Origin of the sequence: Microcystis sp. M061S2 (assembly GCF_020245605.1) — a bacterium.
Classification (GTDB): Bacteria; Cyanobacteriota; Cyanobacteriia; order Cyanobacteriales; family Microcystaceae; genus Microcystis.
Genome location: NZ_JADBUP010000132.1, coordinates 1 through 25,956, shown reverse-complemented (window position 1 = coordinate 25,956; position 25,956 = coordinate 1). Strand labels below are relative to the sequence as shown.

At 43.7% G+C, this 25,956-nt stretch carries 31 protein-coding genes; 19 read left to right on the top strand and 12 right to left on the bottom strand.

Translation table 11 applies throughout. The features are described 5' to 3' along the window. Positions 1 to 48 precede the first annotated feature (48 nt). Together IM475_RS20065 and galE are read right to left on the bottom strand one after the other, a co-directional pair. On the bottom strand, positions 49 to 474 hold the full coding sequence (locus IM475_RS20065; protein WP_287659841.1) for a hypothetical protein: 426 nt from the start codon (positions 472 to 474) through the stop codon (positions 49 to 51). A 71-nt stretch (positions 475 to 545) separates the two neighbouring features. Beyond that, entirely contained in the window at positions 546 to 1,544 is a 999-nt protein-coding gene (gene galE, locus IM475_RS20060) for a UDP-glucose 4-epimerase GalE (protein WP_287728890.1), read from the bottom strand. A gap of 69 nt (positions 1,545 to 1,613) precedes the next feature. Here galE and pap point away from each other — a divergent pair, with 69 nt between their 5' ends. The 3 genes from pap to purN all read left to right on the top strand — a co-directional run bounded on the left by pap (position 1,614) and on the right by purN (position 4,143). Next, complete coding sequence (gene pap, locus IM475_RS20055) at positions 1,614 to 3,107, top strand: polyphosphate:AMP phosphotransferase (RefSeq protein ID WP_287728889.1); 1,494 nt, start codon at positions 1,614 to 1,616, stop codon at positions 3,105 to 3,107. Between the two features lie 116 nt (positions 3,108 to 3,223). Next, positions 3,224 to 3,508 carry a hypothetical protein gene (locus IM475_RS20050; RefSeq protein ID WP_287728888.1) on the top strand — a complete coding sequence of 95 codons (285 nt, stop codon included), beginning with the start codon at positions 3,224 to 3,226 and terminating at the stop codon, positions 3,506 to 3,508. After that, the gene (purN, locus tag IM475_RS20045) at positions 3,505 to 4,143 is read left to right on the top strand and encodes a phosphoribosylglycinamide formyltransferase (RefSeq protein WP_287728887.1); all 639 of its coding nucleotides are present in this window, start codon (positions 3,505 to 3,507) and stop codon (positions 4,141 to 4,143) included. The genes IM475_RS20050 and purN overlap by 4 nt, the downstream gene beginning before the upstream one ends. Before the next feature lie 402 nt (positions 4,144 to 4,545). Here the strand turns inward: purN and IM475_RS20040 are convergent, their stop codons facing one another. Beyond that, positions 4,546 to 5,370 (bottom strand): DUF3598 family protein, encoded by an 825-nt coding sequence (locus IM475_RS20040; protein ID WP_287728900.1) that lies wholly within the window; start codon positions 5,368 to 5,370, stop codon positions 4,546 to 4,548. Positions 5,371 to 5,407: 37 nt separating this feature from the next. Between IM475_RS20040 and panD the strand changes: the two genes are divergently transcribed. Both panD and IM475_RS20030 read left to right on the top strand, forming a co-directional pair. Next, on the top strand, positions 5,408 to 5,827 hold the full coding sequence (gene panD / locus IM475_RS20035; RefSeq protein WP_287728886.1) for an aspartate 1-decarboxylase: 420 nt from the start codon (positions 5,408 to 5,410) through the stop codon (positions 5,825 to 5,827). A gap of 74 nt (positions 5,828 to 5,901) precedes the next feature. Then, positions 5,902 to 7,089: a TRC40/GET3/ArsA family transport-energizing ATPase gene (locus IM475_RS20030; protein WP_287728885.1), complete on the top strand. Its 1,188-nt coding sequence runs from the start codon at positions 5,902 to 5,904 to the stop codon at positions 7,087 to 7,089. A gap of 174 nt (positions 7,090 to 7,263) precedes the next feature. On the opposite strand, the gene IM475_RS20025 is transcribed toward IM475_RS20030, so the two are convergent. From IM475_RS20025 to rpaB, 3 genes are all read right to left on the bottom strand, one after another. Then, positions 7,264 to 7,548: a hypothetical protein gene (locus tag IM475_RS20025; RefSeq protein ID WP_287659906.1), complete on the bottom strand. Its 285-nt coding sequence runs from the start codon at positions 7,546 to 7,548 to the stop codon at positions 7,264 to 7,266. A gap of 81 nt (positions 7,549 to 7,629) precedes the next feature. Further along, on the bottom strand, positions 7,630 to 8,271 hold the full coding sequence (locus IM475_RS20020; protein ID WP_287659905.1) for a cofactor assembly of complex C subunit B: 642 nt from the start codon (positions 8,269 to 8,271) through the stop codon (positions 7,630 to 7,632). 9 nt (positions 8,272 to 8,280) lie between these two features. After that, positions 8,281 to 9,009, bottom strand: coding sequence for a response regulator transcription factor RpaB (rpaB, locus tag IM475_RS20015; RefSeq protein WP_002781934.1), 729 nt, complete (start codon positions 9,007 to 9,009; stop codon positions 8,281 to 8,283). Between the two features lie 233 nt (positions 9,010 to 9,242). On the opposite strand from rpaB, the gene radA reads away from it, so the two are divergent. The 10 genes from radA (at position 9,243) to IM475_RS19965 (ending at position 17,370) form a co-directional block, all read left to right on the top strand. After that, complete coding sequence (gene radA / locus IM475_RS20010; protein WP_287728883.1) at positions 9,243 to 10,769, top strand: DNA repair protein RadA; 1,527 nt, start codon at positions 9,243 to 9,245, stop codon at positions 10,767 to 10,769. A 45-nt stretch (positions 10,770 to 10,814) separates the two neighbouring features. Further along, complete coding sequence (petL, locus tag IM475_RS20005; RefSeq protein WP_002752397.1) at positions 10,815 to 10,916, top strand: cytochrome b6-f complex subunit PetL; 102 nt, start codon at positions 10,815 to 10,817, stop codon at positions 10,914 to 10,916. A 72-nt stretch (positions 10,917 to 10,988) separates the two neighbouring features. Next, positions 10,989 to 11,459, top strand: a complete 471-nt coding sequence (locus IM475_RS20000) for a DUF29 domain-containing protein (RefSeq protein WP_287728882.1) — start codon at positions 10,989 to 10,991, stop codon at positions 11,457 to 11,459. Beyond that, positions 11,456 to 11,911, top strand: a complete 456-nt coding sequence (locus IM475_RS19995) for a DUF29 domain-containing protein (protein ID WP_287728880.1) — start codon at positions 11,456 to 11,458, stop codon at positions 11,909 to 11,911. The genes IM475_RS20000 and IM475_RS19995 overlap by 4 nt, the downstream gene beginning before the upstream one ends. Positions 11,912 to 11,922: 11 nt before the next feature. Beyond that, positions 11,923 to 12,378 carry a DUF29 domain-containing protein gene (locus tag IM475_RS19990; RefSeq protein WP_287728879.1) on the top strand — a complete coding sequence of 152 codons (456 nt, stop codon included), beginning with the start codon at positions 11,923 to 11,925 and terminating at the stop codon, positions 12,376 to 12,378. Between the two features lie 11 nt (positions 12,379 to 12,389). Then, complete coding sequence (locus IM475_RS19985; protein WP_287728878.1) at positions 12,390 to 12,848, top strand: DUF29 domain-containing protein; 459 nt, start codon at positions 12,390 to 12,392, stop codon at positions 12,846 to 12,848. Further along, positions 12,841 to 13,770 (top strand): lysylphosphatidylglycerol synthase transmembrane domain-containing protein, encoded by a 930-nt coding sequence (locus tag IM475_RS19980; RefSeq protein WP_287728877.1) that lies wholly within the window; start codon positions 12,841 to 12,843, stop codon positions 13,768 to 13,770. The genes IM475_RS19985 and IM475_RS19980 overlap by 8 nt, the downstream gene beginning before the upstream one ends. Positions 13,771 to 13,955: 185 nt before the next feature. Further along, positions 13,956 to 14,807 (top strand): Uma2 family endonuclease, encoded by an 852-nt coding sequence (locus tag IM475_RS19975; RefSeq protein WP_287728876.1) that lies wholly within the window; start codon positions 13,956 to 13,958, stop codon positions 14,805 to 14,807. A 311-nt stretch (positions 14,808 to 15,118) separates the two neighbouring features. Next, positions 15,119 to 16,492, top strand: a complete 1,374-nt coding sequence (locus IM475_RS19970; protein WP_287659897.1) for a 1-acyl-sn-glycerol-3-phosphate acyltransferase — start codon at positions 15,119 to 15,121, stop codon at positions 16,490 to 16,492. A gap of 416 nt (positions 16,493 to 16,908) precedes the next feature. Beyond that, on the top strand, positions 16,909 to 17,370 hold the full coding sequence (locus IM475_RS19965) for an Hsp20/alpha crystallin family protein (RefSeq protein WP_287659896.1): 462 nt from the start codon (positions 16,909 to 16,911) through the stop codon (positions 17,368 to 17,370). Between the two features lie 109 nt (positions 17,371 to 17,479). Here the strand turns inward: IM475_RS19965 and IM475_RS19960 are convergent, their stop codons facing one another. From IM475_RS19960 to IM475_RS19950, 3 genes are all read right to left on the bottom strand, one after another. Beyond that, positions 17,480 to 18,694, bottom strand: a complete 1,215-nt coding sequence (locus tag IM475_RS19960) for a DUF790 family protein (RefSeq protein WP_287659895.1) — start codon at positions 18,692 to 18,694, stop codon at positions 17,480 to 17,482. Between the two features lie 78 nt (positions 18,695 to 18,772). Further along, positions 18,773 to 19,117 (bottom strand): hypothetical protein, encoded by a 345-nt coding sequence (locus IM475_RS19955; RefSeq protein ID WP_159248844.1) that lies wholly within the window; start codon positions 19,115 to 19,117, stop codon positions 18,773 to 18,775. A 265-nt stretch (positions 19,118 to 19,382) separates the two neighbouring features. Then, a complete protein-coding gene (locus IM475_RS19950) occupies positions 19,383 to 19,577 on the bottom strand; it encodes a hypothetical protein (protein WP_002767031.1) in 195 nt (64 codons plus the stop codon). 359 nt (positions 19,578 to 19,936) lie between these two features. Between IM475_RS19950 and IM475_RS19945 the strand changes: the two genes are divergently transcribed. The 3 genes from IM475_RS19945 to IM475_RS19935 all read left to right on the top strand — a co-directional run bounded on the left by IM475_RS19945 (position 19,937) and on the right by IM475_RS19935 (position 21,867). Next, complete coding sequence (locus IM475_RS19945; protein ID WP_287728874.1) at positions 19,937 to 20,287, top strand: STAS domain-containing protein; 351 nt, start codon at positions 19,937 to 19,939, stop codon at positions 20,285 to 20,287. A gap of 295 nt (positions 20,288 to 20,582) precedes the next feature. After that, positions 20,583 to 21,512 carry a CoB--CoM heterodisulfide reductase iron-sulfur subunit B family protein gene (locus IM475_RS19940; RefSeq protein ID WP_002804078.1) on the top strand — a complete coding sequence of 310 codons (930 nt, stop codon included), beginning with the start codon at positions 20,583 to 20,585 and terminating at the stop codon, positions 21,510 to 21,512. A 22-nt stretch (positions 21,513 to 21,534) separates the two neighbouring features. After that, the gene (locus IM475_RS19935) at positions 21,535 to 21,867 is read left to right on the top strand and encodes a BON domain-containing protein (protein ID WP_002804076.1); all 333 of its coding nucleotides are present in this window, start codon (positions 21,535 to 21,537) and stop codon (positions 21,865 to 21,867) included. 393 nt (positions 21,868 to 22,260) lie between these two features. Here the strand turns inward: IM475_RS19935 and IM475_RS19930 are convergent, their stop codons facing one another. Further along, the gene (locus tag IM475_RS19930) at positions 22,261 to 23,178 is read right to left on the bottom strand and encodes a glycosyltransferase family 2 protein (protein ID WP_287659893.1); all 918 of its coding nucleotides are present in this window, start codon (positions 23,176 to 23,178) and stop codon (positions 22,261 to 22,263) included. A gap of 260 nt (positions 23,179 to 23,438) precedes the next feature. On the opposite strand from IM475_RS19930, the gene trpA reads away from it, so the two are divergent. Further along, positions 23,439 to 24,233 (top strand): tryptophan synthase subunit alpha, encoded by a 795-nt coding sequence (trpA, locus tag IM475_RS19925; protein WP_287659892.1) that lies wholly within the window; start codon positions 23,439 to 23,441, stop codon positions 24,231 to 24,233. 178 nt (positions 24,234 to 24,411) lie between these two features. Here trpA and IM475_RS19920 read toward each other — a convergent pair whose 3' ends face one another. Together IM475_RS19920 and IM475_RS19915 are read right to left on the bottom strand one after the other, a co-directional pair. Then, a complete protein-coding gene (locus IM475_RS19920; RefSeq protein ID WP_287728872.1) occupies positions 24,412 to 25,662 on the bottom strand; it encodes a nif11-class peptide radical SAM maturase 3 in 1,251 nt (416 codons plus the stop codon). A gap of 26 nt (positions 25,663 to 25,688) precedes the next feature. Further along, complete coding sequence (locus IM475_RS19915; RefSeq protein WP_149987411.1) at positions 25,689 to 25,883, bottom strand: hypothetical protein; 195 nt, start codon at positions 25,881 to 25,883, stop codon at positions 25,689 to 25,691. Positions 25,884 to 25,956: the final 73 nt, after the last annotated feature.

Genomic DNA, 25,956 nt, shown 5'->3' with positions numbered 1-25,956 from the left:
ACTGCTAACTGCTAACTGCTAACTGATAACTGCTAACTGATAACTGCTTTACTGTGCTTGACAATAGGTATTAAAAGCTTCGCCAGTTTCTTTTTCTAATTGTCCGGCTTTTCTTACCTTTTCCTGTGCTAATTTTGCCCCGTTTTTATTGCGAGTTTCGATAACTTGAATTATTTCACGAGTGGCAGTGGCATAATCTTCATAGACTTGAGCGAAAGCGATTTTATATTTCTCTAGTTCTGGATCTTTCACTGCTAATTTTTTCATATTTTCCGCACCCTGTTCGATTTTATCGGCGGCTAATAGCCAACTTTTTTGGTCAATTTCTCTCCCTTGACCGTTGGTTAAGGATTTGGTTTCTTGGGCCACTTCGTTGGCAATCCGATAGATTTTTTGACATTGAAACTGTTTACTATCAGCACAACTTGCTAAAAAAGTCAAGCCGATAAATATTAAGATTATTTGGTTATTCATACCATTGTATTCGAGAGGATTCTAGGGAAGCTTATAACAGTAAACTATCAGCCTCTAGCAGTTTTTTACTGTTAAGCGTGTCTTTTTTGATGCCAATTCCAGGCGTGTTCAACTATTACCTTGAGATCGGCATATTGGGGATGCCAACCGAGAACCTGTTTAGCTTTATCACTACTGCCGATTAAAATGGGGGCATCACCTGCCCTTCTGGGACTTTCGATTACGGGAATATCTAAACCAGTTACTGCTTGCGCTGTTTCAATCACTTCACGCACAGAAAAACCGTTACCATTGCCCAAATTAAACACATTACTTTCGCCCCCATTTAAGAGATATTCTAAGCCTAAAACGTGAGCCTGTGCCAAATCATTGACATGGATATAATCGCGAACAGCAGTGCCATCGGGAGTATCATAATCCGTGCCGAAAATTGACAGGGAATCCCGTTTTTTCAGGGCAGTTAATAAAGCCAGGGGAATTAAATGGGTTTCCGGTTGGTGATCTTCCCCTAATAAACCACTGGGATCGGCTCCTGAAGCATTAAAATAACGGAAAGCCACCGATTTTAAACCGTAGGCCGAATCAAAATCCCGAAGAATTTGTTCCACCATTTCCTTACTGGCAGCGTAGGGACTAAGGGGATGATGGGGATGATTTTCCGTCATCGGAATTTCTTTCGGCATTCCATAAATAGCACAGGTAGAAGAAAAAACAAATTTCTTCACATCGGCGGCGATCATCGCTTGCAAAAGAGTCAGACTACCACTAACATTATTTTGATAGTAAATAGCCGGTTGCTGCACCGATTCCCCCACGGCAATAAAAGCGGCAAAGTGCATGACAGCGGCAATATCACGACTAGCAAATAAATTATCCAGCAGCGATCGATCCCTGGTATCACCGACAATTAACTCAACTTTTAATATATCCTTAATGATTTCGGCGTGACCGTAGGATAAATTATCGAGTACGATGACGGAATAACCGGCATTTTTGAGCGCTAGAACCGCATGGGAACCAATATAACCCGCACCGCCAGTAACGAGAATGGTAGGTTTAACTTGAGACACGCGATCATACCTATTTGAAATTGACTTGTCTATAACTTTATACCCTAATTTTGCTTTTATTTGACCATCATGTTAAGTCCCCTCGATCTATCTCTTTCCCTTGACAAGGAAACTTATCAATCACAAATTAAAGATTTAATGGAACAACTGCGATCGCTACAGCAGTCCTGTTGGGAATGTAAATTACCCGTGGTGGTGGTTTTGGAAGGTTGGGCGGCGGCAGGCAAGGGAACTTTAGTCAAAAAAATGGTTAACTATATGGATCCGCGCGGTTTTACCGTCCATCCCATTTTAACCCCTTCCTCCCAAGAGGAAAGTTACCCGTTTTTGTGGCGATTTTGGCAAAAACTGCCAGCAAAAGGCAGTATCGGCATTTTTTATCACAGTTGGTACACCCATCTACTAGAGGATCGACTCTTAAATAAATTGCCCTCCTCCCAGATTCCCCTAGTCATGCGCGATATCAACACCTTTGAGCGACAATTATTTGATGATCGGGTTGCGATCGCTAAATTCTGGATTCATCTCAGTCAAAAAGAATTAAAGTCACGCATCAAAGAATACGCCGAAAATGAACTAGAATCTTGGCGCGTGCGTCCGGAAGATTGGCAACAGGCCAAACGTTATGATGAATATGCCAGTTTAGCCGAGGAAATGATTACCTACACTAGCACGGGGGCCGCCCCTTGGATATTGGTGGAGGGCAACTGTCAACGTTGGGCCCGGGTAAAAGTTCTCTCCCAATTAGTCGGTACGATCGCTCAAGCTTTGGATCAGCGCCAATTACCGATCGAACCCCCTGTCAATCTACCACCCCAAGCCCAATTACTGCCCACGGAACCCGATTATCTGGGGAGAGTGGACTTAAGTGCCAAATTGGAAAAAGAAGACTATAAAATCCGTTTGCGTCAGGCACAGGTAGAATTAAGAAAACTGCAATTAGAGATTTTTCAGGCAAATATTCCCGTTTTAGTCCTGTTTGAGGGGTGGGATGCCGCCGGTAAGGGAGGTGCGATCAAACGCTTAACCGATACCCTCGATCCTCGCAGTTATCAAGTGATTGCCTTTGCTGCCCCGACGGAGGAAGAACACCGCTATCATTACCTCTGGCGCTTCTGGCGCAAATTACCCGCAGCCAAAACTATCGGTATATTCGATCGCAGTTGGTATGGGCGGGTTTTGGTGGAGAGAGTGGAAGGATTCGCTAAAGATATGGATTGGCGACGGGCATATCAAGAAATTAACGAATTTGAGGCCCAATTAACCCATTCAGGCTGTGTTTTAGTCAAATTCTGGTTACATATTAGCCCCGAAGAACAGTTAAATCGCTTCAACGAACGCCAAAATAACCCCTATCGTCAACATAAACTCACCGATGAAGATTGGCGCAATCGGGAAAAACAACCCCTCTACCATGTGGCAGTTAATCACATGGTAGCCCGCACTAGCACCCCCGTCGCCCCCTGGACGATTGTGGCGGCCAATGATAAGTATTTCGCCCGCGTTAAAGTCATAGAAACAGTCATTGCCGCTATTGAAACGGGTTTGAAACAACGGGGATAGGGGAGATAGGGGGATAGGGATTTTTTCGATTCACCCTCTCTTAACCCTGATGTGCTGAGAAGCAGAGTCGAGAACTTTATTGAACGTTTTCAATGTCCACCAGAGGAGAAACAATCATGAATCTCAATGAGTTGCCAGGGGCCGAGATCATCTTACCCGGACTGAGGGAGCTTCACAATGGTGAGTCTAATACCATTGGGGCGTTGCTAGTTGCGATCGCAGCGACGCGCCTAACCGAAGTCGGTTTCGATATCCCTAAAAATCACCTAGCTGCAGAGCCTGAGCTAACCTTGTATGCCTATCTCCAAGAGGAACGGGATGATGCTTATCCTTACTATAATGCTTTGCTGAATCGCCTCAACAGCTTTTGCAATGCACTCGAACTCGCTTATAAAATATGATGACAATTTCCCCAAGTTTAATTTCTCCCGATCTTAGTTTGGCCGATATTCCCCTAGAGGAAACCCTCTCTTTAGGAGTGATGGCTTCTGGTAGTGGTTCCAATTTTGCTGTTTTGGCGGCAGCGATCGCTAAAAAACAGCTAAATGCCCAGATTTCTGTCCTCATCTACAATAATCCCGATGCCAAGGTAAAAGAAAAAGCCGCTCACTACAATATCCCTGCGGTTTTCCTCGATCATCGTCAATTTAAACCCAGAGAAGAACTCGATCGGGCAATAGTAGAAACTTTCCAGGAATACGGCGTAAAATGGGTAATTATGGCGGGCTGGATGCGGATTGTCACCCCGGTTTTACTAGATGCTTTTCCCGATCGCGTGATCAATATCCATCCTAGTTTACTACCCAGTTTTAAAGGTGTGCGTGCCGTGGAACAAGCTTTAGCGGCAGGGGTAAAAGTGACCGGATGTACTGTGCATATCGCTCGCGCGGAGGTAGATAGTGGCCCAATTTTAATGCAAGCAGTGGTTCCCATTCTCCCCGATGATACCGCCGCCAGTCTCCATGAACGCATTCAAGTGCAAGAACATCGCATTTTCCCGGTAGCGATCGCTTTAGCGGCGAAATTGGGCCTCTAGAGATAGATTTCCCGACGTCTTTGGCGATAATGCCAGCAAAAAAAGGAAAATTCAAGGTAAATCGTTAAATATCACTCCTTCTTGACACTCCTGTTCCTAAAAGCGAGGGATTCTTGGTTCATCGTTACTCTTTATGCTAAGTAGCTATGTAGCTGGTTATAATTAAATTAAAAATGGATTTTAGGTTCGATCCCCCCTGCCCCCCTTATTAAGGGGGGTGCCGATAGGCGGGGGGATCTGAAAGTTTTCAATACCTACCTACTTATAGCGGTAAGCGCTTGAGTGAGATACAGACCAAGCCTTGCCTAGCATGGTTTATAGCTCGTGACACTGTACTTCATACGACTGCACACCGCTATAGCAGTTATCTTATTACTGATAACTGAAAACACTCCTAAGATCTCAATTCACCTTTTCCTCCGTCACCAGAGTAATACCCGTCCATTCTCCCTTCTCGTTATAAGAACGAATTAGGCGCTGTCTTTGAGTAGGAGAAAGTAACCAACCCACCTCTAAAACAAAAGGATAACCGGCAGTAATTTTCAGAGGTGTATTACAGGAAGACCCATCGGGCAGCAGCAGTATTTGAATCGGCAGCGGACCATTTTCAAACAACAATCTTTGTCCCTCGATACGAGCGCTAGAAGTAATTTGATTATCACCAAAAGTCAAAGTTTGCGAGAGATAATTATCCCCCTGACGCTCGATCAATACATGGGTAGAATAGGCAGCAGAATTATAAAAATCCCGTCCCGTTGTCACCGCTTCTCCCCGCCATTGACCGAGTAATTGCTCCACCGTTAACATCGGTCTTTCTGGGGAGCTAGAATCGGCCAACTTTTCCCGAATTAAAGTCAAGCGGTCGAACTCACAGCGCTCATTAAATAACTGTACGATTCTTAATCGTCTTTCCCCAGAGATTAACCCAAATTCTGCTCCGAATTGTGAGGAAAAACTACTAAAATATAAAGAACCTTGGCAAAAAGCTCCCGTCTGGCTAAATAGAATACCCTGATGGAGAGAACTATACTCTAAAATTAAATCTTCCGGCACTCGATCGCTGTAGAGACGGCGGACCAATTGACGAATCGATCGATTATTATTAATGCCTTGCAAAGATACCAAAGTCGGGGTATCTTCGATCAAATCGCCTTGGGGAGACAGACGGGTAAAAGAACCTTGCCATTGACCGAGATTTTTTAGTAAACATTCCCACTGGGAGAGCATAATAATTGAAGTAATTGGGGGAAATAGGACAAAATACATGGGAACAATTCGATTAATGCACGCCAAACTCCATCGAGTGCGCGTCAGCGAGGCTAACGTCGATTATGTCGGCAGTATCACTATCGATCAAGAATTGATTGAGCGGGTCGGTATTTTGCCGCTTGAAGAAGTGGATGTGGTCAATCTTAGCAATGGTAAGCGCTTTTCTACCTACGTTTTTCCCGGCCAAACCGGGGAAATTTGCCCCAACGGCGGTGCGGCTCTGCTCTGTCAACCCGGAGATATTTTGATTATCTATGCCTACGAACAACGTCCAAGGCAAGAAGTTCTCGAAAAGGGTCATTTTGCCAAAGTTCTCGTCGCTGATGCCGAAAATCGCTGTCAGCAATTTTTTGAACAGAGCCTAATTCCCCGGGTTGATGGTCGGGGAGTGGAATTTTCTAGCCAAGAATGCTGATTCTTGTCCTCAATTTGTTAACTTTCCCGTCATAATGAGAATAAGTAATGTAAATTTTCTTAGAATCAGCCCCCATGCGTGTAATTCTCATGACCGGTAAAGGAGGCGTGGGTAAAACCTCCGTCGCCGCCGCTACAGGACTCCGCTGCGCCGAACTTGGCTATAAAACCCTAGTTCTCAGCACCGATCCTGCTCACTCTCTCGCTGACAGTTTCGATCTCGAATTAGGTCATGATCCTCGTTTGGTACGCCCCCATCTTTGGGGGGCAGAATTAGACGCACTAATGGAGTTAGAAGGCAACTGGGGCGCAGTAAAACGTTACATTACCCAGGTATTGCAAGCTAGGGGTTTAGATGGAGTGCAAGCGGAAGAATTAGCGATTTTACCCGGAATGGATGAGATTTTCGGTTTAGTTCGCATGAAGCGCCACTACGATGAAGGTACTTATGATGTGTTGATTATCGATTCCGCACCCACGGGTACAGCTTTACGATTGCTGAGTTTGCCAGAAGTGGGCGGTTGGTACATGAGAAGATTTTACAAACCGTTACAGGGAATGTCGATGGCATTGCGACCACTGGTAGAACCTTTATTTCGACCGATCACCGGTTTTTCCCTACCAGACAAGGAAGTTATGGATGCTCCCTACGAGTTTTACGAGCAGATCGAGGCTTTAGAAAAGGTTTTGACCGATAATACTCAAACGTCGGTACGTTTGGTGACAAACCCCGAAAAAATGGTGATTAAGGAGTCTTTACGCGCCCATGCCTATCTAAGTCTCTATAATGTTTCCACCGATTTGATTATTGCTAATCGGATTATTCCCGACAAAGTAACCGATCCTTTCTTTGCCCGTTGGAAAGAAAATCAACAGGTTTATAAACAGGAAATTTACGATAATTTTCATCCTTTACCGGTTAAGGAAGTTCCTCTCTACTCCGAAGAAATGTGTGGTTTACCCGCTTTGGAAAGACTGAAAGAAACTCTTTTTGCCGGGGAAGATCCGACTAAGGTTTATTACCAAGAAAACACCATTCGGGTAGTTCAACAGGAAAATAATTACAGTCTGGAATTATATTTACCCGGCATACCCAAGGAACAAATACAACTAAATAAAACTGGAGACGAGTTAAATATTCGCATTGGTAATCACCGTCGTAATTTAGTCTTGCCCCAAGCTTTAGCAGCCCTGAAACCTTCTGGAGCAAAGATGGAAGATGATTACCTGAAAATCTCTTTTAGCAACGTGGTGAAAGTGTAATTTCCCTAGATTGGGTGGGGAAGTGGGAAGTGGGAATTATAAATTCTAAATTATGAATTGGGAGGTGGGGAGCTTTTCAGTGTTGCCAAAGGCACGGCGTAGCCGTCCAGTAAACAGTGAACTGAAAAATAACATCTGATAACTGATAGCTGTCTCCCGTCGACTCTGATTTTTTCAGCAAACCCTAACTAGGATTGCATAACTATCTTCGACTTTTTCCAGTCGTTTATCCATCCCTTCGACTTTCCGAGCGAGAGTTTTAATCTCTCCTTTTATTACTGCGGTTTCCACCTTTAAATCATTAACATCTTTTTGGAGAGTGCCAAATTTTTGATCCACATCTCTCTGGAAGTAATCTATTTTTTTATCCACATCTCTTTGGAGAGTATCGATTTTACTCTCGATCCTTGTCAGGACGGATTCAAGGGAATAGGTAACGGTTTCACCAGTTTGAGTCATCGGTTAAAATCCTGAGCTACAATTTGATCGCTAATTGCTTACTCTCATCTTAACCAAATTCTTAAATCTTACTGAAATCGTCTAAAACTGACTGAAAGTGTTGGCTAATTTATCAGCAATTCCCTCGATCCAAATTTCATCTTGTTTAGTATAACTGCGCGGCGCATTTGCCGCCAAAATTAACACCCCTTCCTTACCGATGGGTTGACAGATTAAGCCTTGGGTGTTTTCTGGCAAATAGTCAAACTCGATTTTAGCGGGATATAAATTTAAATTAACTAAATAAACTGCTTTACCGGTTTCTAAAACTCTTTTGATAATATTACTAACTTTAACTTCAGAATTCTGGCTTAAGATACCGCGACGTAATAAAACTTGTCCCCGATAATAAACGATCAGAGATTTTGTCACGGTGTTAGTTAAAAGTAAATGGGAAGCCCAGGCAAGCTCAATTTTAACCGGTTCTGGCAAATCTGGGGCAAATTCCAGACCTTCGCGCCCGATTAATTCCACAGCATCCGGTAAGCGGGGTTGAACTCTTTGCCAGATTAAACCCACCAAAATTAAAACCCCACTCAAAATCACTCCCATCACATCGGAACGCGCTTGCGATGGGGTTAAATCGGCAGTGGCAAAACGATTAAACATTAATACCGTACCCCCGACGATGCCGGCGAACAGGGGTAACAGTCTTAAAATACGATTGGGATCAGCTTGTACCATAGCTGAGAACTATTCCTCGTCTGGTTCTAGAATACGTTGAAAAAGATAGCCTGTACCTCTAGCGGTGAGAATTAACTCAGGATTGCTGGGATCATCCTCTAATTTGGCTCGTAAACGGGAAATATGCACATCTACCACCCGCGTATCCACATGACGTTCGGGGGTATAACCCCAAACTTCCTGAAGGATTTCCGAGCGCGAAAAAGCTTCTCCCGAGCGACTGACCAATAATTCTAGTAAACTAAATTCCATACCGGTCAGACGGATGCGTTCATCCCCCTTATAAACTTGGCGTTTATTGGTATCGATTTTAATGGAACCGATATGAATCACACCGGAGCTGGGAATCCCCGGGGCGCCATTTTTCTCTACCCGACGCAACACCGAACGAATCCGCGCCTCGAGTTCTTTGGGAGAAAAAGGTTTAACTACATAGTCATCGGCGCCCAATTCTAGCCCGGTAATTCGATCGGCCACATCCCCTAAAGCCGTTAACATAATGATAGGAATATCCGATTCTTTGCGGAGTTCCTGACAGACACCGTAACCGTCTAATTTCGGCATCATCACATCCAAAACCACTAAATCGGGTTCGGCGGTGCGGAAGGTTTCTAAAGCTTCCTCGCCGTCGGCGGCGGTGACGACTTCATAACCAATCATCGACAAACGAGTCTCTAAGATACGACGGATGCTGGCTTCATCATCAACAACGAGAATTTTTTCCTTCTGGTTCTCCAACTGAATTAACACTCCTTAGTTAAATAGTGTGATGAATTTTAAAGTTAAATAACGAGCGTTCCTGTTTATAGAATATCCTTTTGCCGTTATCATTAAGCCTAAATTTCCTATTTTATTTCTTTTATGGCAATTATCAATAACTTTATGGTCTTCCTTCCCCCATATCATACTTAATTAAATTTGACAAGAGAATTGATCCCCAAACCGCTTTTCTTCAACTTTTCTTAAAAAACATGGCGAAATCGCGAACAATATATATCTGTAGCGCTTGTGGGGCGGAATCTCCCCAATGGTTGGGAAAATGCCCCAGTTGTGACACCTACGGGACGCTAGAAGAACAAGTGACGGCTGGTGGCAATAATCCGGCGGTAAATCGCCCAGGATGGCAAAATAGTCGCCCAAATAACGGCAAAGGACAACGCAACCCGCAACCGCGCATCTCGGTTCGCTTCTCGGAAATTACCCAGTATGAACAGGAACGTTTTCCCTCTGGTTACGGGGAATTCGATCGCGTTCTCGGTGGTGGCATTGTCCCCGGTTCTCTTGTACTAATTGGCGGCGATCCGGGCATCGGCAAATCGACGCTTTTACTGCAAGTTACCAACCAACTCGCCCAAAGATTACCGCGCATCCTCTACGTTTCCGCCGAAGAATCGGGACAACAGATTAAACTGCGGGCTGCCCGTTTGGGGGTGGGAGTGGTTGCCGTGGAGTCGGAAAATAATGGCAATGGCAAGGAGAAAAAAGCCTCTGAATCAACCTCAGAACTCGATAATCATCTCTACGTTCTGCCAGAAACCGATTTAGAGGAAATTTTGCGAGAATTAGAATCTCTACGCCCACAGGTGGCGGTAATTGACAGTATTCAAACTCTTTATTTTGGGGCGTTAACTTCTGCACCGGGATCTGTCGCCCAAGTTCGCGAATGTACCTCCGCCTTGATGCAGGTGGCAAAACGGGAGAATATTACTTTATTGATTGTCGGTCATGTGACTAAAGAAGGGGCGATCGCCGGTCCGCGAGTTTTGGAACATTTGGTCGATACGGTGTTATATTTTGAAGGCGATCGCTATGCCTCCCATCGTCTCTTAAGATCCGTGAAAAACCGTTTTGGGGCAACCCATGAGATCGGTATTTTCGAGATGGTGGACCACGGTTTGGTGGAAGTGGAAAACCCCTCAGAATTGTTTTTAGGCAATCGCGACGAATTTTCCCCTGGTACGGCGACGGTGGTAGCCTGTGAAGGTACACGCCCGATTGTGGTGGAGTTACAGGCATTAGTTAGCCCTACCAGCTATGCTTCCCCGCGAAGATCGACCACGGGCATAGAATACAACCGATTACAGCAAATTCTCGCCGTTTTAGAAAAGCGCGTCGGCATTCCTTTATCGAAATTAGATGCCTATGTTGCCTCCGCAGGAGGGTTGGGAGTGGAAGAACCGGCGGCGGATCTGGGAGTTGCGATCGCTGTTGTCGCCAGTTTTCGCGATCGAGTCGTGGATCCGCGCACAGTCTTAATCGGGGAAGTGGGATTAGGCGGACAAGTGCGCTTAGTGTCGCAAATGGAACTAAGATTAAAAGAAGCGGCTAAATTGGGCTTTAAACGGGCAATTGTTCCCAGAGGTCAAGTTTATCCCGAAGATGTGGGCTTAGAAATTGTTCCAGTGGGCAAGGTAATCGAGGCAATTGTCGCCGCAATCCCCCCCCAGCAGCGCTTTGGGGAAGATATAGAAGACGAGGAAGGGGAAGGGCAAGAATAACGGTACAATGCTAAAAAAGATTAAATTACTTGGGAGATTTTCACCATGTCTGTGTTAGCTGTTGCTGCTTTGGCGGGTTATCTGATCGTTTTTACCGGAATTGCCCTCGGTCTCTTTTTCGGTCTGCGCTCCGCTAAAATTATCTAGTATATAAACAGGAAAAAAGCTTTAGTGATCGGTTTAACTGGTCACTATTGCCCATTCTAGGGGAGATAAAAAATGACTGTTATTCCCGACTTAAAAACTCTCTACGAAATTGATGATTCTCTCTGGTTAGAAGAAACTATCGAACTCTTAAAAGCGAAAAGATTTGACGCTTTAGATTTAGAAAACTTAATCGAGGAATTAGAAGACTTGAGTAACGAGAAGAAGTTTCGTGTTGCTAGTTTTTTACAGCAAATTATTAGACATTGTTTATTATTACAATTTTGGACAAGGGAAAAAGAATATAATCAAGCTCATTGGCAAGCAGAGATAGTAAGTTTTCAATATCAGTTAAAACGCTATTTAACCACAAATCTTCGTAAATATCTAGAACAGGAATTTGAGCAAATTTACTTTGAGTCCGTGCGATATGTTCGTCAAAAAACCGATAATAAAGTCAACTTTCCTGATATTTGTCCCTACAGTTTAGAAGAACTTCTCGATCCTAATTGGCTACCATTCGACAATCAAGGAGATAAAAAATGACTGTTATTCCCGACTTAAAAACTCTCTATGAGATTGATGATTCTCTCTGGTTAGAAGCAACCATCGAACTCTTGAAAGCGAGAAGATTTGACACTTTAGATTTAGAGAATTTAATCGAGGAGTTAGAAGACTTGGGAAACGAAAAAAAGTTTCGTGTTGCTAGTTTTTTACAGCAAATTATTCGTCATGCTTTGTTACTGCAATTTTGGACAAGGGAAAGAGAATATAATCGAGGTCATTGGGAGTCAGAACTGGTAAATTTTCAAGATCAATTAAATACCTACCTAACGACAAGTTTACGGAAATATTTAGAACAGGAATTTGATAATATTTATCAGAAGGCACTCCGTTATGCGAGAAAAAAGACTAACAATCAAGTCCACTTTCCCAATACTTGTCCCTACAGTTTAGAAGAACTGCTCGATCCCAATTGGCTACCATCTTACGAATAAAGGAGATGATAATGACTGTTATTCCCGACTTAAAAATTCTCTATGAAATTGATGATTCTCTCTGGTTAGAAGCAACTATCGAACTCTTAAAAGCGAAGAGATTTGACGCTTTAGATTTAGAAAACTTAATCGAGGAATTAGAAGACTTGGGCAGCGAGAAAAAGTTTCGTGTTGCTAGTTTATTAGAGCAAATTATTAGACATTTTTTACTCCTACAGTTTTGTACAGAGGAAAGAGCATATAATCAGGATCACTGGGAGTTAGAAATAGCCAACTTTCAAATTCAGCTAAAAAGACCCTTAACCACTAATCTCCGTAATTATTTACAAAATGAATTAACTAACATTTATGAAGATGCAGTTTTCTTTGTGCGGAAAAAGACTAAAAATCAAGTCAACTTTCCCGATACTTGTCCCTACAGTTTAGAAGAACTTCTCGATCACAATTGGCTACCACCATACGAATAAAGGAGATGATAATGACTGTTATTCCCGACTTAAAAACTCTCTACGAGATTGATGATTCCCTCTGGTTGGAAGAAACTATAGAACTGCTCAAGGCTAAAAAATTTGACGCTTTAGATTTAGACAATTTAATCGAGGAGTTAGAAGACTTGGGAAACGAAAAAAAGTTTCGTGCTGCTAGTTTATTAGAGCAAATTATTAGACATTGTTTATTATTACAATTTTGGCAAGATGAAAGAACATATAATCGTTGCCATTGGCGTTCAGAAATCGTCAATTTCAAAAACCAGATCGACACTTATTTAACTACTAATCTCCGCAATTATCTCAATCAAGAATTACCTCGTATTTACCAGAAAGCCTTAAATTATGTTAGAGAAAAAACCGATAATCAAGTTAGTTTTTCTGGGGAATGTCCCTACAGTTTAGAAAATCTGCTCGCTCTCGATTGGTTCCCCCCAGAAAATGAATAAAGGAAAAAACGAAATGCTGAAAAAGTTTCTACGTTGGCTAATTATTGGGGGAACCTTATTTTTTGTTCTCAGTAACCTTAAAAATAACTGGGATAACGTTACCTCAGTTAGAATTGAAAATCATGGCTGGTTATTTCTTTTCTTGGCACTTGTAACCACCATTATCGCTCAAATTTGGGCAGGATGGGTGTGGACATGGATACTCAAAAGCTATCAACAACCGATTAAAACCTCCACAGGAATTGGCATCTATATGATTACCAATTTAGGAAAATATCTACCTGGTAATATCGGTCACTTTTATGCTCGTATCGTGGCAATTAATAAAGCAGGAAGTGATTGGGGAACCGCTAGTTTAAGCGTTTTATTAGAACTTTTATTACTGGTATGTGCAGCCTTAGCCATAGCAGTAATTGCTAGTGGTTTAGGTTGGATGAAGTCTAGCTCAAGTCTAGGGATACAGATATTAGTTTTAGGATTAATTTTAATCGGCATTCATCCCAATTTTTTAAATTATCCTCTCAAAATCCTTAGCCAAAAGAAAAAGATTGCTCAAGAACCTGTTTATCTAACTAAATATCCTCTTGTACCTCTCCTGGGTGAAACTGGATTTTTATTGTGGCGCGGTGCGGGTTTTATTTTAGCTTGGATGGTATTAAAAATGATTACCCCCGCTCAGATTTTACCCCTCTTAGGAACCTTTAGTTTTGCTTGGTTATTGGGTTTAGTTGTCCCTGGAGCGCCGGGAGGATTAGGAGTGTTTGAAGCTACAGTAATCGCACTTTTAGACACAGAAAAATTTCCCGCCGCTAACGTACTTGTCACCGTTGCTATCTATCGTTTAATTAGCATTCTCTCCGAAGTCATTGCCGCCGGAATCGGGACAAAATTAGTTAAAAATAAAGCCAAGTTTTTTGGTTAGCTTAGGGATATTATTCGGGTCTGTTAGCCCAATGTAACGCACCCAGAAGAAAAGTTTTGATCATTGTTAACCGAAGATAATTTTCTCAACTCCTAAAATCTATCTCCTCACTGCTAAATTCTGATGTAACATAGGATCAATAATCAGCAAAAATATGGATACTCCCACCTAGAGAGGCCGAAAAAATGACGATTGCCAAAAGCGACGAAACTGCCACCTCTCCGGCACTGATAGAAGAAGATTTCGAGGACTTCTGGGAACCCCCCCCACCCCCCACAGACTTAATTTTTGATGATGGTGAACCCTTGGAAAGCAACCGACACCGCATTGCCATGAATGTCTTGATTCGCTCCCTACAGCAAGGTTACGGCGAGCGAGACGACTTCTACACCGGTGGCAATATGTTTATTTATTTCAGCCGCGAACAGGCGAAAAATCGCGATTTTCGCGGGCCCGATTTCTTCGCTGTCCTCAATGTCGATGGCAGCAGAGAGCGACAGGGTTGGGTAATTTGGGAAGAAGAGGGACGTTATCCCGACGTTATCGTAGAATTAACCTCTCCTAGTACCGCCAGAACCGATAAAGTGCGAAAAAAAGCCATTTATGAGGGAACCTTCCGCACGCCAGATTATTTCATCTACGATCCTTTCGATGGCAATTCTTTACAAGGATGGCATTTAGGGGCCGACCAACGCTACCATTCTTTAGAACGAAACGAGCGCGGCTGGTTATGGTGCGAAACTTTAGGCTATTGGTTGGGAACTTGGGAGGGGACTATTGACCGAGAAACGGCAATTTGGGTGAGATTTTATGACCCGGAAGGCAATTTAATCCCCTTACCAGAAGAAGCGGCACAAGAGCAAGCGGCTGCGGCACAAGAGCAAGCGGCCGCAGCACAGGAGCAAGCGGCTGCCGCACAAGAGCAAGCGGCTGCCGCACAAGAGCAATTAAATGCTACTCAGCAAGCTCTGGAAGCGGAAAGACAGCGTTCTCAACGGCTGGCGGCTCGTTTGCGAGAAATGGGGATAGATCTATAGTATAGATGTATTTGTTTAGGTGAGGAGGTAAACTACTGGTGTTCCTCCTCGCTCAAAGTCGGTTAATTTCTCCTTTCACGGTTGAGGGAGCCTGCAATCCCAGTCTATTTGAAATCTAGCTCGACACCTGTTTGCTGCTGTGATTACCTTTTGGCCGGTGGGTAATTATTGATCAGATTTTCCTTTTATTCTTCCTTAAACAGTAAACAATAAACAGTGAACTGAAAACTCAAATCTGATAACTGATACCTGTCTCGGAGTCTCAACTAGGAAATTTATTTGGCACGACTACTTATACTTATATTACTTATATGTCTAATTTATCTTTGGGCGCGCAACCCCCCCTCGAATTTATCCCCCCTGACCTTAATCTCTTACTTTTAAAGGGATGTCAAATCTTTTTACCTCTCTGGTTACAAACTCAAACCAACTTAAGAGAAATTTCCGCCGCCAATCTAGAAACTTTAATCACATTTTATCAAAAAAGTCAAGAGAAAAAAGTCCGTTTACTGCTTGCCTTTCGTCATCCCAGTATTAACGATCCCTACTGTATGGCCTATCTTTTGTGGAAATTAGTACCCAAAAAAGCCCAAGAGTTAGGAATAAAATTAAACACTCCAATTCACGCTCATTTTATGTACGATCGAGGGATTCCTTTATGGGCGGGAGAAAGGGTAGGATGGTTATATTCTAAGTTAGGTGGCACACCAATTCAACGGGGAAAAGCTGATTTAATCGGATTGCGTTCGGCTCGTCGTTTATTATTAGAAGGAGATTATCCTTTAGCCGCCGCTCCGGAAGGGGCAACTAACGGACATAATGAGCTTGTGAGTGCGATTGAACCGGGTATTTCTCAATTGGCTTTTTGGGGGGTGGATGATGTCAGAAAAGCTAAACAACAGCAAGAAGTAATTATTTTACCCATTGGTATTCAGTATTTTTATCTGACTCCAGCGTGGCAAGAAATCGAGCAAATTTTAACTAATTTAGAAAACGATAGCGGTTTAGAACCCACCCCGAATTCATCCCGAGAAGAAAAGGTTTTATACGAGCGTCTTTTTCGGTTAGGAGAAAGATTATTATCCTTAATGGAGGATTTTTATCGAGATTTCTACTATCAATCTTTGCCTGTAGTACCTGCCAATGGTGATGATCCAAATGAAACCCTAGCCAAACGTTTAGCCAATTTATTAGATGTGGCCTTACAAACCGTAGAAAAGTATTTTAATCTTTCTCCTAATGGTAATGTAATTGATCGCTGTCGTCGTTTAGAACAAGCAGGATGGGAACGCATTTATCGGGAAGAATTAAAACCCACTCATTCTATTTCTCCCCTTGAATTAGGATTAGCTGATCGCCTGGCCGATGAAGCTAATTTAAAAATGTGGCACATGAGAATTGTCGAAAGTTTCGTCTCAGTAACTGGTTATTATGTCAAAGAAAAACCCACCGTAGAAAGATTTGCTGAGACAATTTTATTACTCTGGGATTTAGTAACAAGAATTAAGGGAGGTAATCCCTTTTTTCGTCCCCAAATTGGTCAACAAAAAGCGATAATAACTATCGGTAAGCCTATTTCTGTATCCGAGCGCTATGCCGATTATAAAAGCGATCGACGCTCGGCCGTAGCACAATTAACCCAAGATTTACAAACCAGTTTAGAAAGTTTAATTATTCATCAGTAGATAATTAGGGTTTACTGAAAAAGTCTCTTGGTGGAGTCAGTTATCAGTTATCAGTTATCAGTTATCAGTTCACTGAGAAAACTCCCCACTTCCCCCCGCAACGGCTCGACTGAGCTTCACCGAACGTCCGAACGTCCGAACATCGCGCACGAAGTGGTCTCCCCATTTCCCACTCCCCAATTCATAATTTATAATTCCCAATTCATAATTTATAATTCATAATTCATAATTTATAATTCCCACACCCCACACCAGGAAAAACTTTTTCAGCAGACCCTAGTATAGAAGATAGTACGGGAATCTGGAAAAACTCAATAGCGAAAACCCTACCCCGGTCTGAGAATCTTTTATCTACCCTAAAAGTGTAGAGATAAACCAACATCTCTAGCGTTAAGAAAACTTCGGAGGTGACTTATATGGCACTTATACGTTGGGAACCTTTCAGAGAAGTAGAAAGCCTACAAAAAGAAATGAATCGCTTGTTTGACCGTCTTGTGCCGACTGATGTAGGCAATGGCGAAAAAATGGGGTTATCCTTCATCCCAGCGGCGGAAATTACCGAAACGCCAGAGGCAGTTCAGCTTAAACTGGAAATACCTGGTATGGAAGCCAAAGACCTCAACGTGGAAGTAACAGCCGATAGTCTGACCATTAATGGTGAAAGAAAATCGGAAATTAAAACCGAAGAAGAAGGATTTACCCGCACTGAATTCCGTTATGGTAAATTCCATCGGGTTGTTCCTCTACCGGTTCAGGTTGATAACAATAACGTGACCGCTGAATACAAAGATGGCATTCTCAATCTCACCCTCCCGAAAGCGGAAGAAGAAAAAAATAAAGTGGTGAAAGTGTCCATCAATCCTACCATTGCTCAATGATGTAGCACTCATTGTCTGGTCTTGAGCAAAAAGGTTAACCTGGTCTGATTCAACCAAAGCGGGAGTATTAAATCATACTTCCGCTTTTAGCTTCCATCTCCCTAACCCTTTAACTTAAAACTTCTAACACTGCTTGGGGTGATAATTTATCTTTAAACCAGATAACCTGAGCGGGTAGATTTTGAAATTTAACTCCAGCTTTTTCGAGATTTAACCGTTCCGATACGGCTAAAATTAGATTGTTTGCTTGGGCCGATTTAACCTGTAAAAATTTCTTTTGTAGGTATTCTGGTCGCCAATAACCAACAATTTCCAGGAGAAAAACGCGACCATCGGGATGCACTAAACGGAAATCGGGAATCATCACTCCTCCGGGTAAAGGCACTAAATCCACTTCCCTTTCTAGTTGCCATTCAGTTTTTAACTGTAACCAACGTTTAGCGAAAGATTCCTCTAACATACTATCGTAGGGTTTACCCGGAGAATAATGGGACACCAGACCACAGTTATCCTCTAGATTGAACTGTTGTTTTTTAATAGTTCCTGTATAGGAATCTTTATACTGTAATTGTGCCTTCAGATTCCAGTGAGTAACATGGAGTAAGGCAGGAATTAATTTAGCGATTTCAATGCCATAACGACTATTAGCTTTAAATAAACTGGTGGGACCATCGATAGTAATAGTAAATCCCGTGTCGGCATCCCCTTCGATATAAGTCATTAAACGAAATAGTTTTAGATAGCGAAAGAGATATTTATATTCCCCCGGATCGTTGCGGTGGACGTTGATGATTAAATAACTGGCCCGATAAAAAATACCTTGAATTTGCGAGAGGTTAAAACGATGGATTAAGTTTTCGGGGGTGGGAGCATCAAATTGAGTGAGAATTTTATTCTCCGCTAAATCAGCATAGAGTCCTTTTTCTAGAGCCACTGGAAAAATTTCTTGATTTAATTCTTGGCTGAGTTGCTGGGCAATTTTCTCCAGAATTAGCGATCGATTTTGGGGAATAGGAACAAAGTTAGCCGCTTGTTCAAAAACTCTTTTTCTTAATTCCTGCGGTTCTAAGGGACTAATAATCTCAAAGGTGGCAAAATGATTGGTTAATAGGTGAGCAAATCCCCGTTTAATTTTATAATCGGGACTGTCTCCCTCCAAGATTAGGAGTTTTTGGCTTAATTCCCCCTTAGTTGCACCGATACTTTCCTGAAAACAGCTGATTTGTTCTTGAGCGAGCGCCAGATAATCAGGAGCGATCGGTAAGCGTTTGGGAATAATTGTCTCGCCATTTTGACGGGAAATCAATAAATCGGTCGGTAACATGGCAAGCTAGAGAAGAATAGTCAGATGGGGAGAGGTGGGACGACAAGGAAAGGTCGAAAACCCAAAAATCCCCCGATTCTAACTATTTTGGTCGAGATAACGCTCTAAATCTTCGATCACACGGGTTAATTCCGCTTCTGTGGTTAAGCGTAGGCGATCGTCACGAACCGTTAACAAAACTTTAGCCGAAAAAGGATTCGGATAAATATTGGGATTACAAAACACTTCCAGAAACACATCACCAGTGTGCTGATATTCCAGCGGTTTTTGGGGTTGGGGTTTACCCCCACTAGAGGCATTACTGGCGATCGCTTTCAGGCGATCGAGTAAAATGTTAATTTCCCTTTGCAAATCCAGAGCAGCACTGGGACTGAAACGAAAAGTAACGGAACCTTGCAAGAGATTAAGAGTTAAAGGAATCATCGAAAAAATCAGGTTAAGAGAAAGCCTGCAGTTAATTATATTAATTTGGGGAAATTTGGGGAAATTGGGTTTTGGGGGATGGTTCAGCAAACAGTAATCAGTCAGGTTCTTCGTTACTAGGTCCGGTTCGATCGGGTGATCGCTAAATCATCCCTTATAACCCCGTCCATTGCATAAGCAGGAACCGAAAGGCCATCAGTGAACTGAAAACTCACCACTGATAACTCACCACTGATAACTGATAACTGATAACTGATAACTGAAGTTACCGACGCGGAACGAGATTAATCCGGCCTTCGTCCATTTCATCCATGAGTAACTCGAGGGCCTCGTAATCCACATCGGAAACGTAGCCAAGACGAGCGAGGAGTTCATTAATTCCGTTTTCGATTTCTGGCGTGATTTGACGATAATATAGGGCTTGTTCCACTAATTGGCGGATAGTCGGCTGGTTATCCACAATTTTCTTACTCTAGTTCAATAAATCTAGTTTCTGTATCCTGCTTTACTTTATTTCAGCAAAAATACCAGTATAATTCTGGGTCATCATCAGTCATTCGGGATTAGAGCTTAAACCTAACGACTTTCCCCTAATGTTCGCCCTAGTAAGCCTTGATCACTGTTCCTCTTTACTCCCCGGATCATTAGGTTAACCTAAAATTGGTTCCCCCCTACAGGGGTCAAGATTAAGAAAAGATTAATCTTTTCAAGAGAGAGGAAATTTATCAAGACCGGGGTTGCAAAATCAGAAAGTTAGGACATAATAGCGGTATCTGATTTCCAGTTAAAAGGTTCATTTATGAATTTAAAAGCCAAGCCATGAAAAGTCGCGTAAAAGTCCCAGAAATAGCTCTATTTGAGCCAAGTGGCTATATTACCGCCGCTAACGTCCTAGAATTTCAAGAGCAGCTCAGCAATCTGGTTAACCAGAGTCGCTCTATCACTTTTCTCGTGGATATGAGTAGGGTGGAATTCCTCGACAGCGCTGGATTAATGGCTTTAGTTACCGCCTTTCGTCTGGCTCAAAGTCAAGAAAAATCCTTCAATATCTGTTCCATTCCACCTTCAGTCAAGATTATCTTTGAATTAACCCAACTAGACCGAGTTCTCTCGATTTTCCCTAGCCGTGCTGACTTTGATGCTGTTATCACCCTCCCCCAAGCGGCGTAAGCAGACAAAAAAATAGTGTTTCTCGCCGCAATTTCTCGGCTACAATCTCAATTCTACCCGTAAATCACCTCTTGACTGGGCAGATTACCATTGACATTATCGACTCCTCAGGACAACAATTTTTCTCAAGGAGAGCCATTATACTGTTGAGATGGCTCTTCTCTTTTTGGGATATTATTTCCGGGGACAAACTACCCTACACTTGTTCGGAGCAGATTACAAAAGACTGTCTGTTAAGAAATTCCATGACTTTAGTGATGACAGAGGGGAAGGGGGGCAAGATGGTAGATAGGTAATGAGTAGTAATTTCCTAGAATCCATGACAGTCAACAATCTCCAGTATGCTTATTTTCCCGGTTGTGTCGCTCAAGGTGCCTGTCGGGAACTATATTTATCCACGGCAGCCCTGACGGAAGCTTTGGGGATTAATTTAGTCGAACTCAAAAAAGCTGCCTGTTGTGGTTCGGGAACCTATAAGGAAGATTCGCAACTCTTGGAAGATGCCGTCAATGCGCGTAATATTGCCCTAGCGGAAGCCCTCAATTTACCCCTGTTGACTCACTGTAGCACCTGTCAAGGAGTGATCGGTCATGTGGATGAGCGCTTGAAGGAAGCAAAGCATAATAATCCCAATTATGTTGAGGAAGTTAATAATTATTTACAGAAAGAACATTGTTCCCCCTACCAAGGTACGACAACGGTTAAGCACCTACTCTGGGCAATTGTGGGCGATTATGGCTTAGATAATCTGGCGGCCAAGGTGATTCGTCCCTTATCGGGCTTAAATTGTGCCGGTTTTTATGGTTGTTATCTCCTGCGGGCCCAGGATACTCTCCCCTACGATAATCCTTTTCAGCCGGAATCCCTAGAAAATGTCTTTCGGACCGTGGGGGCGAATCCGATTTATTATCAAGGACGCACTCAATGCTGTGGTTGGCCCCTGTCCAGTTATGCCACCACCCAATCGTTCCAAATGGCAGGAAAACACATTTTAGAGGCGATGGCAGCGGGGGCCGATTGTTTAGTCACCCCTTGTCCTTTGTGCCATCTTAATCTTGATTCCCGACAACCGGAAGTGGCAAAAGTGATCGGTCGAAGTTTAGGTTTACCCGTGTTACATTTTTCCCAATTGGTTGCTTTAGCGGTGGGAGTCAGTCCCGATCGTTTAGGATTAGATCGACACATCGTTTCGACCAAATCCCTCTTAAAGAAATTGGGGTTTTAGAACTCAATCAGGAGTGTTAGCAATGGATTGGTTAAAAAGAATTTTTGGCTTAGATAAACCGGCCAATGCCGCTAGTGCGATCGCAGGGAAGGCCGCTGCTGCCGGTATTCCCCCCGAAAGAGTGGGATTAGACGGAAAATACGACGAAAGCGGACTAGCTAAACGAGTAGTTTTAGCTTTTGACGAGACACCGGATTTAGCTGATGAAGACAAATTGTGGGTCGCCCAAACTGGTAGTAAAGTTGTACTAAAAGGCAAGGTTTCCAATCAGGCGACTTTAAATAAAATGGTTGCGATCGCCAGTAAAGTCCATGGAGCAACCAGCGTCGATACCAGTCAAGTAACTATTGGGTGAAGTCGAACGGCTGTATTCCCCGTGAAAATTAACCACTAAGTAGGTAGGTGTTAAAAATTGTCAGATTCCCCCTTATCCCTCTTCTGTCAGAGGGGTAGATTTAGAATAGAGATAAAGGCTCCGAAAGCGATAGGTGGTATATGGTTAAGCCACCCGTTCCCTAGAGTGACAGAAGAGGGATAAAATCCCAATACGCAGTTTAAATACAGTACAGCTTGAGATGAATTATGAATTATGAATTATGAAGTGGGGAGAAGGGGAGAAGGGGAGAAGGGGAGAAGGGGAGAAGGAGTTTGAGCATTTGTACTAAAAATCCCAATATACGGATCGGGATTGCTTTTTATCTCTAGGTTGTTGTTAGGTGATTGCTGACTGATTAATAATGGTTGAATGTTAATCGGCTTTTCCTTTTAAGGAGACGAAATCGGGACTATGAGAATTACTATTGTCACCATTTTGCGGGGGATGAAAACGATTTCTCACTTCGGGGGGAGTGGGTAAACCCTGTTTCATTTCCGCCACTTTTAAGAGGATCAAATACTCATAAAAAGCTTGCAAAGTACACCAGGCAAAACCAGCTTTACCATCGAGAATTCCCGCCAAGATAAAATACATATAAAACCAACGAAGCAGCGGACGAAAAGGCAATCGTAGAGATAAATCTTTTAAAGCTCTCCGTCTATCTACTTCGGTTTCACCAAAAAATAAATTTTTCCAACTAACATCACCGTTAGCCAACTGATGTAGGGTTTCTGCTGCTTCATCGGTAGAGTAACGATTATGTTTTTCAATCCAACGACTTAAACCTTTACTACAGGTATAGTGGGGATAGGTTTCTTGTAAAAAAGAGGTTTTTCCTCGACATTCTTCTCTTTCCGTGTGACCATAATCGCTAAACCAGACTTGATCTTTTCTAAATAGACGCATTTGATAACGGGGATACTGGGTGCTGCGACGGATCCAAGTTCCCATAAACATAACTCTTTCGGCCACATAAAAACCGGTAAATTCTGTCTGTTGAGTGGCCAGCAGACATTCTGCGTAGAGTTGGGGTGTCATCCGTTCATCTGCTTCGAGAATATAAATCCAATCGTATTTAGTCTCAATATTTTCTAGCATCCAAGTTCTTTGTTTACCATGACTCTCGAATTGATGCTGAACCACGCGCACTGGATAACGAGAAGCGATCTCTACAGTGCGATCGCTACTGTAGGAGTCAACCACAATCACATCATCGGATAGAAGTGCCGATTCTACACAGGCGGCAATATCAATTTCTTCGTTATGGGTGAGAATGTAAATGGAAAACATAGATATATGGTGTTTGATTATACGAAACCCGATCGAGCATTAGTCCTATTTTGTACCAGAAAAAGCGGAATGAAAACCAGTTTATAGAAGAGATTTTCTCAAAACTATCAGACTGCGCTCATTTTACCCTTGATCGCTATTTTGTCAATATTTCTTAAGTATTACTTGAAAAATTCTTTACCTAAGCTTGTGGCGACCGGCGGTGAGCTATTCCCCACCATGAGATAATAGACGGTGCTTTATGTCTTCAGTAATTTTCGATGACTGCTGTTTCCGAGTGTTTTCGTTCTCTCCGTTCCCAGGGGAATTGTGCCTTAATTCCCTTTATCACTGCTGGTGATCCCGATTTGTCCACTACTGCCCAAGCTTTACGCATTTTAGACCGGGCAGGGGCCGATCTGATCGAGTTGGGGGTTCCCTATTCCGATCCTCTTGCGGATGGTCCGGTTATTCAAGCGGCGGCCACCCGCGCTTTAAATCGGGGTGTCAAGTTGGAAGATGTGCTAGAAATCGTCAAAAATGCCCAGGGAGAGGTGAAAGCTCCCATTATTCTCTTTACTTACTATAATCCCATCTATCATCGCGGGATAGATGTCTTTTTAGACCAAATAAAAGCAGCCGGGGTGAGTGGTTTGGTGGTTCCCGATTTACCCCTAGAGGAAGCGGAAAGTCTGCTGCAACCGGCTGCCGCTAAGGGAATTGAGGTGATTTTATTGGTAGCGCCGACCAGTCCCCCGGAACGAATACAAGCGATCGCACTGCAATCTCAAGGTTTTATTTATTTGGTTAGTGTCACGGGAGTGACGGGAATGCGGAAGCAAGTGGCCACCAGAGTGGAGGAATTGCTCGATTCTATCCGTTCTGTCACCGATAAACCCGTGGGGGTAGGATTTGGCATTTCTGACCCGACACAGGCACTACAGGTGAAAAACTGGGGGGCTGACGCAGTAATTGTCGGCAGTGCCATGGTTAAACGTCTAGCCGATAATTCCCCCAGCGATGGGTTAAAATCCCTCGAAGAATTCTGTCGTAGTTTAAAACAGGCGATTCAGTGAGGGATAAGGAGTTAGTGGATGCGGATTAGAGCGAGCGTTCATGTCTTCTCGTTCTGAATTCGTTCAATTTCATCTAGCGCTTTTTTCGCCCGGAATACAGCCCGGAGATAGGCGATCTGGCTCTCCCACGCCGATCGGGGTAGAATGGGGGGGATAGGGTTCGGGTTCTCGTTCATGGTTAGATTGTGGGGGTGAGTACGGGGGTTTTGTTTTGCCAGCTTTCTGGCCATTGGATCGCGTCGGCACTGAAGGCGAGGGGATCATTGGCTAGGGGAGAATAGAAGGGTTCTTCTACCAGCGCGAATTGGCCGTTATCGAAGGGAATTCCCGCTGCAGGGCGATCGAGGTAGAATCTCTCTCGGATTCCCTTCTCCGCTTGTTTTAATGCTCGGTGGTGACAGTAGGGATTGTTCCCCCGGCGATCGAAGAAAACATGAGCCGTCCAACTACAACCACCGCGGCAGAGTTCGGCGAATTCACAGGTTTTACAAAATCCCCAGAGATGATCGGTTCCCTTCGGGGTTCCCGCACCGAGGTTGAAGCGCAGTTCTTCGGCCTCTTCGATAATCTGGCGCAGGGAGCGATCGCGGATATTGCCCCCGGTATAGGCTGCGGTGGGAAGGGAGGGACAGCCTTTGATCGCTCCGTCGGCCTCGATACCCAGTGCCGCCAGTCCGGCACTACAGCCCTGCCAGAATGTCCACGCGTCCCCTCCCCGCAATAAACGTTCGTAGGGGCCGTAATAGCCGATATTGTTGCCTGGTTGTACGTCTACCCCCTCGCGTCGCGCTTGCTCGGTGACACGGGCGACCATCGGGTATAGTTCTAGGAGTTCGTAGGGTTGCAGGAGAATCTCCGAGTTATCGGCGGCGTTCCCCATCGGGACGGTTAACTGGATCTGCCAGGCAAATACGCCCGCATCGCGGATTTTTTCGTAGATTCGGGGGAATTCGGGGGCAGAAAGACGATTTATCTGGGTATTGCAACCGAAGGGGATACCGGCTTGTTTAAGGTGGCCCATGGTGCGGAAAGCCCATTGCCACGAACCGGCTTTCCCCCGCAGGCGATCGTGGGTAGTTTCTAATCCGTCCACGGAGACGGATACGACTTTGATCCCCGCGTCTTTCATCTTTTGGGCGGTGTCGAGGGTGATGCCGTAGCCGCCGGTAGTGACACCGCAGATCATGCCTGCGTCGGTAATCGCCCGGGCGATATCGAGCCAGTCGGGACGGAGGAAGGCTTCTCCCCCGATCAGGGTAACTTCTTTGATGCCCACTTCGGCAAGTTGACGGACGAGATCGAGGGCTTCTTCAGTGGTAAGTTCGTGGCTACGGGTGTGGCCGGCGCGGGAACCGCAATGTTGACAGGCGAGGTTACATTTCAGGGTAATTTCCCACACGGCGTAGCTGATGCGACGGTATTCGGTCATGGGCGTGTCTATAGATAACTACTAGGCTAAAGTGGACGAACACTTCCGTACGGTTGTTTATCTTGATGCTTACTACGATTACCACCAAAGATAGCTTTAATATCCTCTTCAGTCAGGAATTTTAGTTCGTCATCGTTGGCGATTTCGTCCAAAACCTTTAAACGAAAATCGGGATCGGTTGCTAGTTTTTCGGTAAAGTTCGGGGTGCGATCAAAAGACATGATTAGCTCCTTACTAGGTTTAATACTCGATAAAATTTATGAGTCGGTTGGAATTATAAATCCACGAGACGAT